Genomic DNA, 15,817 nt, shown 5'->3' with positions numbered 1-15,817 from the left:
TTTTTGAATTCTACAAACTGGAAGTTAACTATTTATCAATTCTTGCAGTTCATTGACAAACCGGCAGATATGAAATCCATCACACACTGCATGATGCACTTGGATGGCAAGAGGAAGTATGATTTTTTCATCATCTCTGTAATATTTCCCCATCGTAAAAATAGGAATCAAATAATCATATCCTTTCTGCAAATTCAGATTAAAGCCATCGAAGGTTGACCATGGTATCATCGATACATTAAAAACATTTTCGGGTACATCTGGTTTTCCTATCATTCCATAATTGCTTCCATACCGTTGCATATCATTCGCATACGCCATAGAAAATGCTTCAAAATCTGGTATGTATGGTGTCCAATGGTTGGAAAATGTCTCTGTGTCCTCATGGAATATGGTATAGCTGGGTATCATCTCGTCATATATTCCCAGTTCACCCTCCTGATTAATTGCCGTTCTAAACTCTGAATGACGGTTTACAATCGTTGCAAGATAATACAGCATCGCAGGGTATAATTTCATTCGTTTCTTTTTTATTTGTGTAATATCCAATTTAACAGTCATACTGTATGTGCAAGGTATATTCGTAAAGTAATTTTCAAAATACTCGTTCCGTTTCCAACTACTTCTATCAATTTTTTCGAATACCATCTAAGTTCCCTCCCAAATTCTGATTATTGTCCTTTTACAAAGGCTGCATCATCTCAAGAATGATTCCATCCGGGTCTCTGAAATAAAACGCTCTGCTTTCCCCAAATCCATCTGCCCTGAAATCAAAATGCTGCGGTTCAGACAAACACTCCACATGATTTTCGATAAGGGTTTTGTAGACAGAATCAATGTCATCCGTGTAAAAGCATACTTCTGAGATAGATGTCGTAAACAAGTCTGATTGCTCTTTATGGATTTTGCTATCTACAAACTGAATCAGCTCAACTGGCGGTGCCTCAATAGCCTTGGAGCCATTCAAATAAGCAACTCTTGCTTTGCAATTTGCTCTACGAAACATTTTATCTGTTTCTTCGCCTTCCATAAAAATTTCTCCTTGAAATTCAAGTCCAAGGATGTCTCTGTAGAAAGCAATCGAGCGATCCAAGTCAGAAACCGTTAATCCAACGTGATAAATTCTTCCAACCATATATATTCCTCCTACAATTTCTTTATTTCGTAAAACTTGAAGTTATAGTGCTATCTTTTTCCATTTTCTAATCTTAGTTCTAAATGTTCCGAACGGAGCAACCGTGTTAATATGTATAAACTTGTATACTTCCCAGACCGCTGTTTTGGTTGCTTCATCGGCCCACTTTCTCATATGTGGCTCGAATAACTCTTCGTCGCTTAATGAGTCAATCATTTCATAAATCGAATTAATATTCTCTTTCAGCATATCTTTCAACTCCTGCAACGACAGATGCGCATATGTATCTGTGAACCATTGGTATAATTCGCCAAGCTGATTCCACTTAAAATCATCCGAAGGAGTCTTGACATGAAGACCCTTTCTTTCGTCTGATTCCCATTTAAGAACAAGAGTTGTCCAGCCAACCTGGTAAGCAAGATTTTCTGCTGGAGTTCTGTCAACTCCCTCAACTCTCTTATCTTTTAATGATTCCGGAATAATATCAAATTCAGAAATGTATTTTGCAAAACTTTTATTTATCTCGTTCTTAAGTTCATCTTTATTCTCGTATGTTCTCAATATAATTCTCCTTAATTCTCTACCTTTTATTTCAACAGTGAATATAATATTTTTCAGTTTCAAAAATCGGAATTTATGAACTCAAGTTCGTTACCAGTGACGAATATCTTTTTGTCTTATTTTTAATATCTTCCTCAGTAACACCATAATAACTATATAAATCTCTGGATATTTTCTTAAATTTTTTCATTACCGCCTTATTTCCTGAATAAGACATTCCAAATATATTCCAAGTGTAATCTATCTCCATTTCAAGAAAATCATCATCGATTCTTATTTTATATAAATGAAAATCCATAGGAATTATACTATCGGGCATTTCAGCAATCATTTCACTTCGAGTCTTTATTTTACCCAAATACTCTTTGGCGGATGCTTCATTAGAAAAATCCGGTACCGGAATATCCTTCATTTCACCCAAAAGTTCTGGTTCATACTGCAAAATCAAACTCTCTTTTAGACATTTTATTTGTTCAATATATTCTCTATCAGTGGGAGCAGTTTCTGTCAATTCGTATTTATCTTTTGCATACTGCACTGTTTCAGAAAGAGAATGCGAATTTGCAACTATTGTCTTCTCTACTTTTTTTCTCTTATATCTATATATGCTATTTTTGATTCTAATCTTTAATGGTTGCTTTTTTGAATGTCCTGCTATAAAAATGCTTGTAGGACCATCTGCACCACCTATGATTGAAATCGCATTTTTACTTTTTTGCTCCATTCGCCTTTTCATTCACCTTTTCCTCACAAATTCCGATTTGTTGCTCAAATCATATCACATTCTCAAACATATCTCAATTCCAATTGTCTCTGCCCCCATCTATTGCATTGCCTTTCGGCTTGCTTCTGTAACCAGCATCCGGTTAATCTTTTCTTGCATGGTTTCCTTTGCATCTTCATTGAAATGATAGCGGACAACATATACTGTCTGCCCGATTTTCTTTGTAAATGTGTTTCCTTCTGTTTTTTTATTCATCATTTTTTCCATAATCATCTATTTCCTTTCTTTCCTGTGCCCGACAGAGAGAGGTTTGCTTCTGTCCCTGCCGGGAGTTTATCGGCACGCTGACAACGCAAGTGTCAACATGGGGTTTGAAACTTTTTTCGGGTAGTTATTTCTGTTTTCCAAAATACTATTGAAAAGTTTTTTGAATGTTCTTGTTGACACCTGTTAAAAAGTAGCTGAAACACCGGTAAATACAAAGGATTTTGGTGTCAACAAAAATGTCAACAAGCAGTAAATTTCCGGGTAATCAGTAGCCTTTCGGCATCAAAATCAGCCTTTCTCTCTGTCGGGCAGATCAAATGGCAGCTCCAACTGTTCTGCTTTCGTCAGCTTTGTAAATCCATCTTTATCCGGTTCGTTGCCACCCTCTTCTTCTGCTCCTTCCCTGATCCAGCTTCTCTGTCTGCCATATCCCTCCTTTGAAAATCTGTGGACTCCGGCTCTCTTCCAGCCAGCGATCTGCGTATCCATAATGGAACAGATCTCATTTGTCTCGAATTTTTTCGGCTCCCGGTCAAAATGGTCAAAGGCTTCTTTCCAGATCTGGACGGAACATACATGACTACCTTTATAAGTGTCCAGCCAGCCTTGTATCATTCCTGCCATCGTATCTTCCTGTGTGAACTGTTTTCGGTATTCACTGATCTCCTGCTCCATTTCCTTTGAGAACTTCAACAGGCTGCTCTTATTCTCCGTTGACCAGTAGATTTCCATTGCTTCTGCCCACAACTGGTCAAAATAGGATCTGGCTTCTTTTTCATCATCGAGGATATGCTTCTCTGCCTTACTGCTGTCTATGGCAATCGGCAGGAACCGTCTTGCCCCAGTACGGTCAAAAGGAATGAACTGCCTTGTGTTCGTTGAACCTGCAAAGATACACTGACGCTTCCGGTCTTCCTCATATTTATCATAAGGGTTCCGGTAAGTGTCTTTCTGTCTGGTCAGGAATGACTTGATTTCCTCATTGCTCTTTGCACTGATTGCAGCAATCATCTCCGACATTTCCATAATCCAGTGTCCCCGGAGATGCTCGTATATCTTACTGTCATTCAACTGCTTCAGATCATCAGAAAACCAGTCATCGTTCAATGCAAGAAAACGGAAAAATGTGGATTTTCCGGCTCCCTGCTGACCTACCAGACAAAGCATTTCATCTGCTTTACAACCGGGACGGTAGATTCTGCTTAATGCTTCCATCAGGAAGTGCTTCACAACCTCATAGACAAAATCCGAAGCATCTGCCCCCATGTACCGTTGCAGGACATAACGGATTCTCTCCTGCCCGTCCCACTCCAGTTGTTCCAGATACTCACAGATCGGGTGGTATGCCCGGCTGTTGGCTTCTATACGGAGTGCCTTATCCATACATTTTTCACTTGTGAGTTTGTAATAGCATTCAAAGAAATAGTAGAAATAAGTCCTGCCATCATCATCCAGCTTGCAGACTTCCTCATTCCACCAGAGTTTTTTTACAATATCAATCCTGCCTGTCAGCTTATTGTATTTCATACTCTCACGCACAAGCGGATCATTTCTCAGCACAACCATATAATTTCCAACCGTTGCTTTCGCAGTTCCTTTCTGTGTATATTCCAGCATCTGTTTCACTTCATCGACTTTGCTTTTATCTACCATCTGGAGCATTTCTTTCATGGCATCTTTCTGTTCTTTTGTAGCGATCTCCTTTATCTTCTCTTTCGCATTGCTCAATCCGCTCCACCTCCTTCCATTTTTCTTTTACAAGTGCTTCCTTATCTGCCCTGTCCCCAAAGAGCAGGATATCCAGATAATACTCAACAACTGACAACTCCCTGAGAGCAGTCATAAACTTTTCATGCCATTCTTCTGTCCATGTTTTTGGTGCATACTGTTCTTTCCATTTCAGAAGCAGGCTCCGATAATCCAGATAGGCTCTCAGGCATCTCAGATGTTTTTTCTGCCAAAGTTCTTCTGGTGTCGGCTCTGGCTTTTTTGCTGAAACGCTTCTCCTGTTCTGCGGTGATCCCCTGTCCCTGCCGGAATAAGGAATTCCAAAATCATCTGCCAGCTTCATGGCTGCATCTTTCAATCCAATGTCAAACAGTTGTGCCGTAAAATCAATGGCATCTCCTGTACAGCCACACCCGAAACAATAATATCTCCGGTCAACTTTCATGCTGGGTGATTTGTCATTATGGAAAATGCAGCGGATCAGTCCGCTCCTGTTGGGCTTTAACCCATACCTCTCCGCAGCCTGCCAGACGGTCACATTCTGTTTTACTTCATCAAATAATCCCAATTCGTTTCCTCACTTTCTTAAATCTGCTTCCCAAATCTGGGAAGCAAGTTTTCACAAAAAACAAAAAAGCACTTTGTCCTGTCTTTACGGAATCAACAAAATGCCCTTATAGTTCCAGATCACTGGAATGTGATCTTCCTTTATTCAGTTGTTTTCTCTCTGCCTCTTCTCTTTGAATCTTTGCTACGTTCAATGCAAGTTTTTCTCTGATTGACGGCTTCACTTCTTTTTTGATTTCTTCAACAACGGCTTTTTTCTTCTCTGGCTGTTTTAACTGACGGACAACCCTCACAACAGCTTTTTCCATCGCATATTCGATTTTTTTAATCAGACCGTCCAGCCTGTTTATCGCATATTCCTTTTCTTTTCGTGATGCCTTACGTTCCGGACTTTGAATCCATCTCTTAGAATCTTCCGCAAGACGAATGTCATCTTTTCTGGTAGCCCGCATTGTTTCCTCTGCGACTTTATCCACAGCCTTGTCATAGGCTTCACTGGATACTTCGTCAAGCAAGTTTTCCACATCTTCAATACGGAGAGTAAGCTGTTGCAGTTCCTCTCTCTGTTCTTCAAGCAGCTCGCCCTGACTTAGAATCCGGTCAGAATTGGAAATGAAATTTTCTTTAAATTCTTTTTCCTGCTGTTCTATTTTTTCTTTCTGTGACTGGATAACCTTTTCATTTGCCCTGACATGGTTTGACTGCCTTGCAAGTTCCAGATGATTCGCATTGACCTTATCCCTCTGCTGATTGAGCATTTCCTGCTGAACCGCAATCTCTTCTTTCTGCTTCATTCGGATATAGTCCTGTTTCTCCAGATGCTGCCTTCCTCCATAGGACGGTTCTTCGTCAATTTCCAGTCCATGACGTTTGCAGATATCCAGAAACATTGTCCGGCAGGCAGAATCAAAAACAACCTTACGGTTATTTGTCTTTGATCTTTTCTTTTCCGGATTCGGAAGTTCAAAGCCAAGTTCTTCCAGTGCCGCTTCCTGTTTCGGTTCAATCTCCCCATACCGGTTCGTAGCATCGAATACATGACGCTCATGAATATGCGGAGTCGCTTCGTCCATGTGCAGTGACCAGTCAATGATATGCACATTAGAACCAAACCGCTCATCGAACTCTTTCTTGAATTCATCAAAAACCAAAACCAGCGTTTCCACAGAAGCGTGTTCATCTATCGTCCCAAGCTGATAGATACTTTCTTCCGGACAGGTCTTTTTATTTTTCAGAACATCTTCCACCCCTTTACATCTGTCGGGGTGTCTTGCTTTCTCATGACGTTTATTCTGGTTAATCACATAATCGCTGTAATGATCCACATAGTATGCCATCTCAATCTGGTTAAAAGAAAAATTATCCTCTTTTCCCCGGTCTGCCATTGTGGTATATCCCTGATAGCAGTCCCAGTAAATGTTCTGACGGACACGTTCATTGTCAATATGCTCACTGTGTTCCGGGTCAAATCTCCGGTCATTGTGAAGCGGATTGTAAACACCGTCTTTCCCAGATCTGCCGTTATGCCTTGTGCCTTTCAATTCACATCTCTCCTTTTTTCAAGTTGTTTCCCCGGAGGGGATTGCAGCGAAGCTGCCAAAAGTCTCTGTCCCCGTTACAGACAGTACCCAGTACCATATGGCGAAACGCCATATCACTGGGCAATGGCTGCCGCCCTTAACCTGCTAAGGGCTTTGCCCCTTAACCCCAGCAAGATGCTGCCGCTCTTTGCAATCTGGGCACAAAGGACTTCCAGCCCTCTGTACTCCCAGCAGACAAAACGTAACTCCTGCCGCTGTCCCTTCAGCATGATCTCCGTTCCGTCTGTTTTTCAAAAATCCTCTGCATCGGATTTTGTGAAAATATAAAAATGGGTAAAACAAAGGGCACTAACTTTTTACGGTTAATGCCCTTTCCTTTACTCATTCACTTTTCAGATAATTCCTGTATGTATCATTCTGATAATTGCTTCAGAACCATTTTAACAGTCTTCCTAAGTTTCATTCCGTCCCTCAGTCCCAACCGGTAGAAAAATTCTTCTGTCTCTGCTCCACTGTTAAATATCTGGTCGCAATATTTTGTAATGGTCTCTTCCTGTTCCTGTGGAAGTGTTGCGATCACTTTTTTATATTCTTCCTCAACTTCATCTGGTTCTGTCACAGACAGCTGGCTCAGTTTCCAGTCTGCATACTCTTTTCCCATATGTTCCGTTATGGTCAGGTTGATAAATTCTTCAATCTCTTTTGTAATCTTCATTTAAGAATCCTATTCCTTTCTCCAGTGGTCTACTCCATCAATCTGATTTTGAATGTTTCCAGCCACACCACTGCCCAGCCAGAAAGCACAGGCAGGATATAAAGTATAAAACCTGCCACAAGCATCCTGACCGCTTCTGTGCCTGTCTCCTGTCCGAATCCATACCCTAAAACTGCTGTAATGCAGATGATCCCCGACAGGATATGAAATACCGTTGCCGACAGCCATGTGAAGAACATAACCACCAGTTGTATCATTGTCAGGCATATACGCACTGGCAGTAATACGATTTTCACAATAATTCTTACAACAACCATGACTGTCCACCCCTTTCACTGTTTCAGATAACTACGATAGCTGTCTATCACAGAATCTGTCACACCGCTTTTGTAAATCTTTCGGATATCAACGATTTTTTCATCTTTCAAAAGTTTCAGCCAGTCCAGTAAATCTTTTCTGCTGTTTGCAAAATTACAACATCTTCCGTCTGCGTATTCAATCCGGTATCTCATAAGTCCCTCCTACACATACACCAGTTCATTTAAAATAATTTCATCTACCCGGCTTCTTGCATTGTTTGCCCGGCGAACCCATTCCATCTGATCTCTGCTTTTCAATTCTTTCGTAATGCCTTCCTGCTCCATAATCTGTTCCATGAGGAAATCCCTGCGTTCCAAACACTGCTCATTCAGATCTGCGAGATACGTCCAGAGCTTACCACTCAATGTCAGATAGGAATACAAGCCACTCTTGTAATCTTTCAGATAGTTTCTGTGAAGACTTCCATAAAAACCAATCTCTCTTTTCTCTTCGGGTACTGCGATCAGTGGCAGATAGATTTCCCCGACAAGGATATAATCCAGACCATTACTGTTATCGTGAATGATTCTTTCTAATTCGCTCATGCTGATGCAACTCCTTTCTTCGGTTCTGCTGGTGGAAGCAGTGATACCGGCACGAACACACCCTTTGCAATATCTTCCTGACGGATTTCCTCTTTTTTTGCATCCATCTCAGCTTTCTTTTTTGCCTTTGTCCGTTCATAGTATTCTTGCTGCTTGCCATTTGCTTTCCTTTTCAAGTAATTCTGATGAAGCCTGTCTTTTCTGGCTTCCCGCTTCTTCATTTCTTCAATTTCCTCTGGTGTCATTTCCACCTCACCGAAATGTGGAGGTAAATATTTCCCAATGAAGTTAAAATAGATTTCCACTTCCTGAGTTGTCTCAATGCTTCCTTTTCGGTCACGCTCATGAACCACAATCTTTTCTACAAATTCATTCAGCATGTAAGTGGTCAATTCCTCAAAATTTTGGTATTTATCAACCAGAGCAATAAACTTCTCCGCTGATCTGCGGCCTTCTTCATAGCCTGATAATTCAGCTTCCATATCTGCAATTTCTGCCGACAAATCTTTCTGTTCTTTAGAATACTGTCCGTCAAGAATCGCATAGCGTTCATCTGGCAGCTTGCCAAGAATATTGTCCTCATAAATTCTGCAGATCAGTTTTTCCAGTTCCTGCACACGTTTTTTTGCTTCTGCCAATCTGCTTTTCAATCTTGTGATCTCACTGGACTGCTGTGAAGTCTGTGCCTTTTTTACTGTTTCCAAAAATTCTTCACGGTTCAGCTGTGAATACTCTGCAACAGCCTTTAACAGTTCCTTAATCAGCTCCATAACCACATCTGCATTAATTCTGTGCTGTGTCTGGCAGAGTGTTCCAACCGGAACTTTAGAATATGCAGAACAGGTATATTGTGGTACTCGCTTGCCATTATTTACTCGATGTACATACATTTTGGAACCACAGTCTGCACAATACATCAGACCTGTCAAGGGGTGGGCTTCTCCCCATCCATCTGGGTACCTTCTCACATTGCTTCGGATTCTCTGCACATTGTCAAAAGTTTCCTGATCTATGATTGCTTCCTGCGTGTTCTCAAACACCGTCCAGTTATCCTCAGATACATAATGGCTTTTCTTATCCTTGAAATGTTTTCTGGTCTTGAAGTTCACTGTATGACCAAGATACTCTCTTTTCTTCAGAATACCTGCAACAGTAGAAGAGCCCCAGCCATAAGGATCTTTGATTTCTTCTACTCTGCCTTTCCATAATCCGGCATCTTTCTTTGCCATATGAACCGCTGGTATCTCAACCTTATCCTCTTTCAGTGCCTTGGCAATCTGATATGGTCCGTACCCGTCCATTGTCATGTGAAAGATTCTCCGTACAACTACAGCTGCTTCTTCATCAACAATCCATACATTCGGATCATCCTTGTCTTTCAGATATCCATACGGTGTTGTACTTGCCACATGCTTGCCGGATTTTCCTTTCGCCTTGAAAGTTGATTTTATCTTTTTACTGGTATCCCTTGCATACCATTCATTCATGATATTTCGGAATGGAGTAAAATCATCGTCCTCCCGGAAGCTGTCTACATTCTCGTTGACTGCAATCAGGCGGACATTCTTCTGTCGCAGCAATTCCATATATTGTCCGACTTTCAGATAATCTCTTCCCATTCGGCTCATATCTTTAATCAGAATCGTTCCGACTTTCCCCGACTCTACTTCTTTCATCATGGCAAGAAAGCCTGGGCGATCAAATCTTGTACCGGAGATACCATCATCAGTAAAATGAACAAGATTGGTAAATCCATGTTCTTTTGCATATTGTTCCAGCAGTTTCTTCTGAGATGGAATTTGTCAAGGGGCTTTTCTGCAAAACACAATGTTTCTGAAAATAGCGTTCAAAATATATGCAGAGCCGTTAGTCCGCAAAGGATGCGAATTATCGGCTCAATGGTTTTCTTTTATTTGTAATCATTACTTTTCCAATTCCAGATATTCTTGTCCCATGAAGAAGATTTTCAATTCGTTTTGATCTACTTCTATCTCAAATTCTACACTACTATTTCCCTGTGTAACACAGATTATATCCGAGTAAGAAAAACTATAATATGCGTCACCGCAGGATAGACCCGAATCGGGCATATCTTTACTCACAGCAAGTTCCCCGTTTTCTTGAAAGGTAAATATCTCCTCAGCATTTGCATCCTTCCATGTGCCAATAATATCTTTTTCGTTCTGAATGCGATTTACTTTACCAACACATACAATGGCAAGTATAACTGCACCAACAGTCAAAGCAATGCCTGCAACTCTCTTTACCAGTTTCTTTTTACGCAATTTCTATTACCTCTGTTTCAGTTGCTTTGTTAGATTGAATGATTACATATTGCTCAATTTCAGTTCCTCTACAATTTCCACCTTTGATACGCTTCTAACAGCAAACAGCATAGCGATACATACCATAGCGCCGACAGCCATAACTGCAAGAGCATAAATACCGCCGTTCATATAAAAAGCAAATGGTGTCATACCCGACGATATGAAGTAGTAGATAGCACAATGAATCAAAAAGCTCACAGGCAACGCAAGAACCAATGCTTTTACGCCGTACAAAACAGCTTCGAGCAATAGCGTACATTTTAATCCTTTGGCAGTCATACCAACAGAACGCAGAACAGCAAATTCGCTTCTTCTCAAATGAATCGTATTCGAGATAGTGTTACAAACATTCAAGCTGATAATAACCGTCATCAGGATCGAGAACAGGCAGATTACCAGTTTTGCAATCGTATATACCTGTCTGGAATTATTCGTTGCGGCTGCAATGTCCACAGTTTGCGGAAATCCTCTGTCAGCCAGACATTCCATTGCTTCTTTATGCTGTGCTGTCTGTATTCTCATTTCCACATAGGCGTTATCATCTATCAGCAAGTTAAAATAACTTAAAGGCACGATGAGGACAGCTCGATCTCTCACAAACATGGATTGGATATTTGCATTTTCTTCTGAAACGATTTCTTCCACGATAATCGGCAAGGCATCCTCGGATGCCCCCAGCGGAATGATTTCTGTTCCCGGTTCAATAAGAAACGGTGAGCCTGCAATTACCCGATTTTGTGCCGAATTATAGTATCCCATAGTCTGATTGAGCAAAATTCCATGATTGAAATTTGTCACATCCAGACTGAATCCATTTTCATCGCAAAAAGAGACAAAATGTTCTTCGTCCAATCCTACGACATATACCTCTGCTTTCGTACCATTGATAAAATATCCTTGCATATCAGGATTGATTTGTTCCTGCGAAAATTCAGCGGTCATATATCGCTGAAAAGAATAGGAAACATCCGCAGTGATATTTTCATCCGATAATGCCCCGATTGCGACAGGAATATCTTTGTATTGAATCATCGAAATCACATCAGTATAACAGGAACCGTCCTCCTTCATATCCAAGGATGTCTGATAAAGCATAAAATCAGAGAAACTATATAAGGAAAGGGCAATTACCACCGACAAGAAAATAGAGCCGGTAATCGCTCGGAAGCGTTTTGGATTACGCTTAATATTTTTTGCTGCTAACGAACCATAAATGCCAAAAACCAAAGAAACGATTTTTCCGTCACGGAATTTCTTTCTTGATACCGCATTGTTAGACTGGCGGATCGCTTCAATAACTGTAATTTTAGCTGCTTGCTTCACAGGCTTTCTACTTCCGAAGTACAAAGAAGCAATGCCGGATAATCCGCTGACGAGCAGGATCAATCCGTTTACCTTCAAGGACAGTTCTACGATGCCAAAAGTGAATGTTTCTCCAAAAGCTGCCCTGACCACACTTAATAACAGAGCAGATAGCAGGATACCAACAACCAATCCAAAGGGTATGCTCACCACTCCCAAAAGGAAGGCTTCTAAATATACGCTAAGGCGTTTTTGCCCTTTTGTGGCTCCAATACTGGATAGCATTCCCATCTGCTTAATTCGTTCCTGTAAGGAAATGGAGAGGGCGTTGCTGATCATTGAAGCAGATGCAGCCATCAAAAGACAAACGACCATGACCACCAAAGCAATCAGTTTTGCAGCTCCTTTACCCCCGGTAATTCCATGATAGACTAACAATTCCGAATGAAACTTTGCTACATGACTGTCTACTGCCGCAGCCACTTCTTCGGCTTCTGTATAGATCGAATTGGATAAATTCTTTGCCTTGACATACGCAGCAAAATCGGATGCCGTTTTGTCAACACCTGCAAAGGCATTATAGTTTGCTGCGATTTTTGAGTCATTCACATCTGACAGAATACCAACAACTACATACGCTTTCTCTTTTGTTGGAACGAAGCTTTCTTCTTCGCCCCTATAATTTGTCAGCCCGGAAAGCTGGGCATTATATTCATCCCAAATTCTTGAACCAAGAGTTAAAGAAATCGTATCTCCAATCTCTGTATTCATGTTGTTTTTCTTCAAAAAAGATTCTGAAATAACAATCTCATTTTCATCTTGCGGGAAACGCCCTGCAAGCAAATACTGATTTAACGAAAATCTTTGGGTAAAGTTCTCGTCAATCTCGCCAACGGAGAGCATTGTACTGTTGGATTTCTCCCCGTAAAAACTGTTTCCGGCAAAGCGGAGAAGCGAAACTTCGCCTACATTGTTTTGACTATATAGCTCTTGAACCTGCTCCCAAGTCAAATCCTCCATGTAGTAGTCATAATCGCCACCATACACTTTTTCTTTCTCTTTCAAAAAATCAACCAACGACCATCCCCCACAGAGAATAGCGGTTATCATACTGATTGACAAAAGAATGGTTAAAAGTGTGAGTAGGGTACGCTTTTTATTCGACAACAGATTCCTGAGTGTAAGCATGAAAATCATATTCATCAGCGTATCACCTCATCCCTCACAAGTCTGCCATCCTGAATTTCCAGAATACGGTCTGCCTGCATTGCGATTTCACGGTCATGGGTAATCAGGATCATTGTCTGGCGATAGACTTCATTGGATTCACGCAGAAGTTTCATAATATCCCTTGTGTTCTCCGTGTCCAGATTTCCCGTTGGCTCATCCGCAAGGATAATCGCAGGTGCGTTAATCAACGCTCGTCCGATTGCCACTCTTTGTTGTTGACCGCCGGATAACTGACTTGGCAGGTGCTTTCTACGCTTTACCAGTTTGAGTGTGGATAGCAGTTCTTTCAAACGCTCCTGATTGATTTTACGCCCATCCAATCGAATCGGCAGCGTGATATTTTCCTCGACAGTCAAAACCGGGATCAGATTATAAAACTGATAGACAAGCCCAACCTGCCTTCTTCTGAATACAGCCAATTCATCTTCATTTTGCTCATAAACATCCTGTCCATCCACAAATACTTTTCCCGAAGTCGGTCTGTCAACACCACCTAAAATGTGCAACAGGGTAGACTTGCCAGACCCAGATGCTCCAATGATTGCAACAAACTCTCCTTTATCGACGGAAAAAGAAACATCTGACAAAGCATGGACAGGAGCATTGTCCATTTCATAGGTTTTGCAGATATTCTCTACTCTTAATATCTCCATAAAAAGTTCCTCCATATATTTTTGCAATTCAGTATAGCAAAGCCAAGTGACTGCTTCATTACTTTTTCATTACAAAAATGTCACTTAAAAAGGGGCTGCATTAAGCAGTCCCCCGATAAAAGCAGATTTCAAATTTTGCACCGCCTGACTCCCGATTTTTCGCTTGGATGACACCACCCTGATTGACAATGATCGTCTTTGCCAGAGCCAACCCCAAACCGGCATTACCGATTGTAGAGCCACTTCCTTGATAAAATCGGTCAAATAAATGGGGGATGTCTTTTTCCTGAAAACCTGTTCCGCTATCCTCTATAATGATCTGTGTCAAAAGAGGTCTTTCTATTGCCTTGATTTCGATAGTGCTGCCCTCTGGTGAATGTTCGATACAGTTTTTGATTACATTCCCCAAGGCTTCAGCAGTCCAATCAGTATCAAGAGATAGTTTTAATTCTGCCGGAATCACTTGCGTGATTGTCTGCATTTTTAATTCTGCCGCAATCTCCAGAGGACGAATTGCTTTTTCTACCACATCTTTTAAGTATACCGCCTGTGGCTTTAGAGTAATCGTTCCTGCATCCAGCTTGGATATTTTCAGAAGTGTGGCTATCAGCCACTCCATTCTTGATAAGAGCATAGTCTGTTCGCGGATCAGCTCATACCTTTCTTCGTCAGTCAGTTCCTCATTACACAGAGAAGCATTTAAGATATTCAGCGATGTCAAAGGTGTTTTTAATTGATGTGAAATATCGGCTAAAGCATTTGCCAAATTACCTTTCTCCATTTTCAGAGCTTCTGCCTGTTCAATAAGCCGTCTTGTCATCTTGGATATTTCATCATGTAAAACAGATAACTCACCTTCTTGAAACTGCCCAAAAGAAATTTTTTCATCTCCATGTAACAGCCTATCAATATGCAAACTAAAATCAGCAATTTTCTTGTATCTCTGATATGTGAAAAAGAGGGAAACTGCACTGGATGAAATGATAGCCGACAGAACAATCCACACAGCTTTGCTATCAACGATAATGCCAATGCCGCCCCAAAATAGAATAAGAATACTGCTGACAACAATTTGCCTTTTAACTTCTTTATTTCTGATAAAGTCCATATCAACCCACCTTATAGCCAAGCCCACGAACGGTAATTATGATTTCCGGCTCCTGCGGATTGGTTTCAATTTTGTCACGTAGCCTTTTCATATAGACAGTCAATGTATTATCATTGATAAACTCCCCAGTAGTGTCCCATAAAAGCTCCAACAATCTTCTGCGAGAAAGGACAATACCTTTGTTACGCAAAAAGACTAACAGCAACTTATATTCCATAGCAGACAACAAAATCTCTTTCCCATTCTTTGATACGGTTGCTTGATTTGTGTCCACAACTAAGTCGAGGTAACTGATAATGTTTTGTGTGTTCTTAGTTCTCCTTAATACGCTGTTGATCCTTGAAAGCAGTTCTCTTGGTCTGAACGGTTTGCTGATATAATCGTCAGCCCCCATATCTAACCCAGCCACAACACTATATTCATCATCAGAAGCCGTTAAGAAAATAACTGGCATAGTTCCTCTTTCTTTAATTGCAGAACAAACAGAAAAACCATTTCCGTTTGATAATTGAATGTCCACCAAGGCTATATCGTATTGGTCGCTATCCAATTTTTCTATTGCTTCTTTTTGACCGGGAGCATTTTCGATTTTGAACCCTTCATTTCCTAAATAGTCTGATAATGAGGATACGATACTTTGGTCATCCTCCACTAATAACAATTTACTCATCGTGTGTTCTCCTTGTTGTCAGCTATAAATTCATTTTTATTTTGTTTATATCTTCCATCAGCCGGCTTTTGGGCATCTTGGGGAATTAGCCATGCACGAGGTAGCCGAACAATTCCATCAATGCGATTCTCCTCACACAGCTTTTGAACACGACGCACCGATATTCCCCAAAGTTTAGCCGCATCCTGTACTGTCATGTATTCAAACATAGTTTACCTCCGCATCAAATAGTTATATATATTATATACGCACAAACGAACAATATCAATGGGCTGTTTGTAAACACTTAAACACTAACTGTGTACGAATTAACTCGGCGCTAACAATTTCCGTCATCCTGTTTCGGATATTATTTATTTTTCCACCCAACCCATTCTGTCCGGG

Annotated in this window: 19 protein-coding genes; all 19 read right to left on the bottom strand. The window is 40.8% G+C overall.

The genetic code is table 11. From position 1 onward, the window contains the following. Positions 1-24 precede the first annotated feature (24 nt). The 19 genes from catA to ACXMYH_RS15480 all read right to left on the bottom strand — a co-directional run bounded on the left by catA (position 25) and on the right by ACXMYH_RS15480 (position 15,642). Positions 25-648, bottom strand: a complete 624-nt coding sequence (catA, locus tag ACXMYH_RS15570; protein WP_173852651.1) for a type A chloramphenicol O-acetyltransferase — start codon at positions 646-648, stop codon at positions 25-27. A 34-nt stretch (positions 649-682) separates the two neighbouring features. Continuing rightward, the gene (locus tag ACXMYH_RS15565) at positions 683-1,135 is read right to left on the bottom strand and encodes a VOC family protein (RefSeq protein WP_173852649.1); all 453 of its coding nucleotides are present in this window, start codon (positions 1,133-1,135) and stop codon (positions 683-685) included. Between the two features lie 42 nt (positions 1,136-1,177). After that, positions 1,178-1,696 (bottom strand): ClbS/DfsB family four-helix bundle protein, encoded by a 519-nt coding sequence (locus ACXMYH_RS15560; protein WP_173852643.1) that lies wholly within the window; start codon positions 1,694-1,696, stop codon positions 1,178-1,180. 73 nt (positions 1,697-1,769) lie between these two features. Further along, positions 1,770-2,432 (bottom strand): hypothetical protein, encoded by a 663-nt coding sequence (locus tag ACXMYH_RS15555; protein WP_330384708.1) that lies wholly within the window; start codon positions 2,430-2,432, stop codon positions 1,770-1,772. 87 nt (positions 2,433-2,519) lie between these two features. Next, a complete protein-coding gene (locus ACXMYH_RS15550; protein ID WP_081695227.1) occupies positions 2,520-2,687 on the bottom strand; it encodes a transposon-encoded TnpW family protein in 168 nt (55 codons plus the stop codon). 288 nt (positions 2,688-2,975) lie between these two features. After that, complete coding sequence (locus ACXMYH_RS15545; RefSeq protein WP_227992422.1) at positions 2,976-4,415, bottom strand: virulence-associated E family protein; 1,440 nt, start codon at positions 4,413-4,415, stop codon at positions 2,976-2,978. Beyond that, positions 4,330-4,860 carry a CHC2 zinc finger domain-containing protein gene (locus tag ACXMYH_RS15540; RefSeq protein ID WP_486555196.1) on the bottom strand — a complete coding sequence of 177 codons (531 nt, stop codon included), beginning with the start codon at positions 4,858-4,860 and terminating at the stop codon, positions 4,330-4,332. Before ACXMYH_RS15540 ends, ACXMYH_RS15545 begins: the two co-directional genes overlap by 86 nt. A gap of 229 nt (positions 4,861-5,089) precedes the next feature. Beyond that, the gene (locus tag ACXMYH_RS15535) at positions 5,090-6,523 is read right to left on the bottom strand and encodes a serine/arginine repetitive matrix protein 2 (protein ID WP_173757423.1); all 1,434 of its coding nucleotides are present in this window, start codon (positions 6,521-6,523) and stop codon (positions 5,090-5,092) included. A gap of 412 nt (positions 6,524-6,935) precedes the next feature. Beyond that, a complete protein-coding gene (locus tag ACXMYH_RS15530) occupies positions 6,936-7,238 on the bottom strand; it encodes a hypothetical protein (RefSeq protein WP_227392427.1) in 303 nt (100 codons plus the stop codon). A gap of 29 nt (positions 7,239-7,267) precedes the next feature. Continuing rightward, positions 7,268-7,555 carry a hypothetical protein gene (locus ACXMYH_RS15525; protein WP_158433343.1) on the bottom strand — a complete coding sequence of 96 codons (288 nt, stop codon included), beginning with the start codon at positions 7,553-7,555 and terminating at the stop codon, positions 7,268-7,270. 15 nt (positions 7,556-7,570) lie between these two features. Next, a complete protein-coding gene (locus ACXMYH_RS15520) occupies positions 7,571-7,750 on the bottom strand; it encodes a hypothetical protein (RefSeq protein ID WP_158433342.1) in 180 nt (59 codons plus the stop codon). 9 nt (positions 7,751-7,759) lie between these two features. Next, on the bottom strand, positions 7,760-8,143 hold the full coding sequence (locus ACXMYH_RS15515) for a TnpV protein (RefSeq protein WP_158433341.1): 384 nt from the start codon (positions 8,141-8,143) through the stop codon (positions 7,760-7,762). Further along, positions 8,140-9,942, bottom strand: coding sequence for a DUF4368 domain-containing protein (locus tag ACXMYH_RS15510; RefSeq protein ID WP_486555865.1), 1,803 nt, complete (start codon positions 9,940-9,942; stop codon positions 8,140-8,142). Before ACXMYH_RS15510 ends, ACXMYH_RS15515 begins: the two co-directional genes overlap by 4 nt. Positions 9,943-10,065: 123 nt before the next feature. Continuing rightward, positions 10,066-10,428 (bottom strand): hypothetical protein, encoded by a 363-nt coding sequence (locus ACXMYH_RS15505; RefSeq protein ID WP_055145343.1) that lies wholly within the window; start codon positions 10,426-10,428, stop codon positions 10,066-10,068. A 42-nt stretch (positions 10,429-10,470) separates the two neighbouring features. After that, positions 10,471-12,975, bottom strand: a complete 2,505-nt coding sequence (locus tag ACXMYH_RS15500; RefSeq protein WP_055145341.1) for an ABC transporter permease — start codon at positions 12,973-12,975, stop codon at positions 10,471-10,473. Further along, positions 12,975-13,655, bottom strand: a complete 681-nt coding sequence (locus ACXMYH_RS15495) for an ABC transporter ATP-binding protein (RefSeq protein ID WP_055145338.1) — start codon at positions 13,653-13,655, stop codon at positions 12,975-12,977. The genes ACXMYH_RS15500 and ACXMYH_RS15495 overlap by 1 nt, the downstream gene beginning before the upstream one ends. Positions 13,656-13,755: 100 nt before the next feature. Next, positions 13,756-14,763 (bottom strand): sensor histidine kinase, encoded by a 1,008-nt coding sequence (locus tag ACXMYH_RS15490; protein ID WP_055145335.1) that lies wholly within the window; start codon positions 14,761-14,763, stop codon positions 13,756-13,758. Between the two features lies 1 nt (position 14,764). Next, positions 14,765-15,433 carry a response regulator transcription factor gene (locus ACXMYH_RS15485; protein ID WP_055145332.1) on the bottom strand — a complete coding sequence of 223 codons (669 nt, stop codon included), beginning with the start codon at positions 15,431-15,433 and terminating at the stop codon, positions 14,765-14,767. Beyond that, positions 15,430-15,642, bottom strand: a complete 213-nt coding sequence (locus ACXMYH_RS15480; protein WP_055145329.1) for a helix-turn-helix domain-containing protein — start codon at positions 15,640-15,642, stop codon at positions 15,430-15,432. The genes ACXMYH_RS15485 and ACXMYH_RS15480 overlap by 4 nt, the downstream gene beginning before the upstream one ends. Positions 15,643-15,817: the final 175 nt, after the last annotated feature.

This window comes from Pilosibacter sp. NGB245 (genome assembly GCF_057397225.1).
This window is presented reverse-complemented; position numbering and strand designations above follow the sequence as displayed.

Excerpts from the sequence above, each read along its gene's own strand:
- catA (WP_173852651.1), bottom strand. The coding sequence starts at position 648 with ATGGTATTCGAAAAAATTGATAGAAGTAGTTGGAAACGGAACGAGTAT.
- ACXMYH_RS15565 (WP_173852649.1), bottom strand. The coding sequence starts at position 1,135 with ATGGTTGGAAGAATTTATCACGTTGGATTAACGGTTTCTGACTTGGAT.
- ACXMYH_RS15555 (WP_330384708.1), bottom strand. The coding sequence starts at position 2,432 with ATGAAAAGGCGAATGGAGCAAAAAAGTAAAAATGCGATTTCAATCATA.
- ACXMYH_RS15550 (WP_081695227.1), bottom strand. The coding sequence starts at position 2,687 with ATGGAAAAAATGATGAATAAAAAAACAGAAGGAAACACATTTACAAAG.
- ACXMYH_RS15540 (WP_486555196.1), bottom strand. The coding sequence starts at position 4,860 with ATGAAAGTTGACCGGAGATATTATTGTTTCGGGTGTGGCTGTACAGGA.
- ACXMYH_RS15530 (WP_227392427.1), bottom strand. The coding sequence starts at position 7,238 with ATGAAGATTACAAAAGAGATTGAAGAATTTATCAACCTGACCATAACG.
- ACXMYH_RS15525 (WP_158433343.1), bottom strand. The coding sequence starts at position 7,555 with ATGGTTGTTGTAAGAATTATTGTGAAAATCGTATTACTGCCAGTGCGT.
- ACXMYH_RS15520 (WP_158433342.1), bottom strand. The coding sequence starts at position 7,750 with ATGAGATACCGGATTGAATACGCAGACGGAAGATGTTGTAATTTTGCA.
- ACXMYH_RS15515 (WP_158433341.1), bottom strand. The coding sequence starts at position 8,143 with ATGAGCGAATTAGAAAGAATCATTCACGATAACAGTAATGGTCTGGAT.
- ACXMYH_RS15500 (WP_055145341.1), bottom strand. The coding sequence starts at position 12,975 with ATGAATATGATTTTCATGCTTACACTCAGGAATCTGTTGTCGAATAAA.
- ACXMYH_RS15495 (WP_055145338.1), bottom strand. The coding sequence starts at position 13,655 with ATGGAGATATTAAGAGTAGAGAATATCTGCAAAACCTATGAAATGGAC.
- ACXMYH_RS15490 (WP_055145335.1), bottom strand. The coding sequence starts at position 14,763 with ATGGACTTTATCAGAAATAAAGAAGTTAAAAGGCAAATTGTTGTCAGC.
- ACXMYH_RS15485 (WP_055145332.1), bottom strand. The coding sequence starts at position 15,433 with ATGAGTAAATTGTTATTAGTGGAGGATGACCAAAGTATCGTATCCTCA.
- ACXMYH_RS15480 (WP_055145329.1), bottom strand. The coding sequence starts at position 15,642 with ATGTTTGAATACATGACAGTACAGGATGCGGCTAAACTTTGGGGAATA.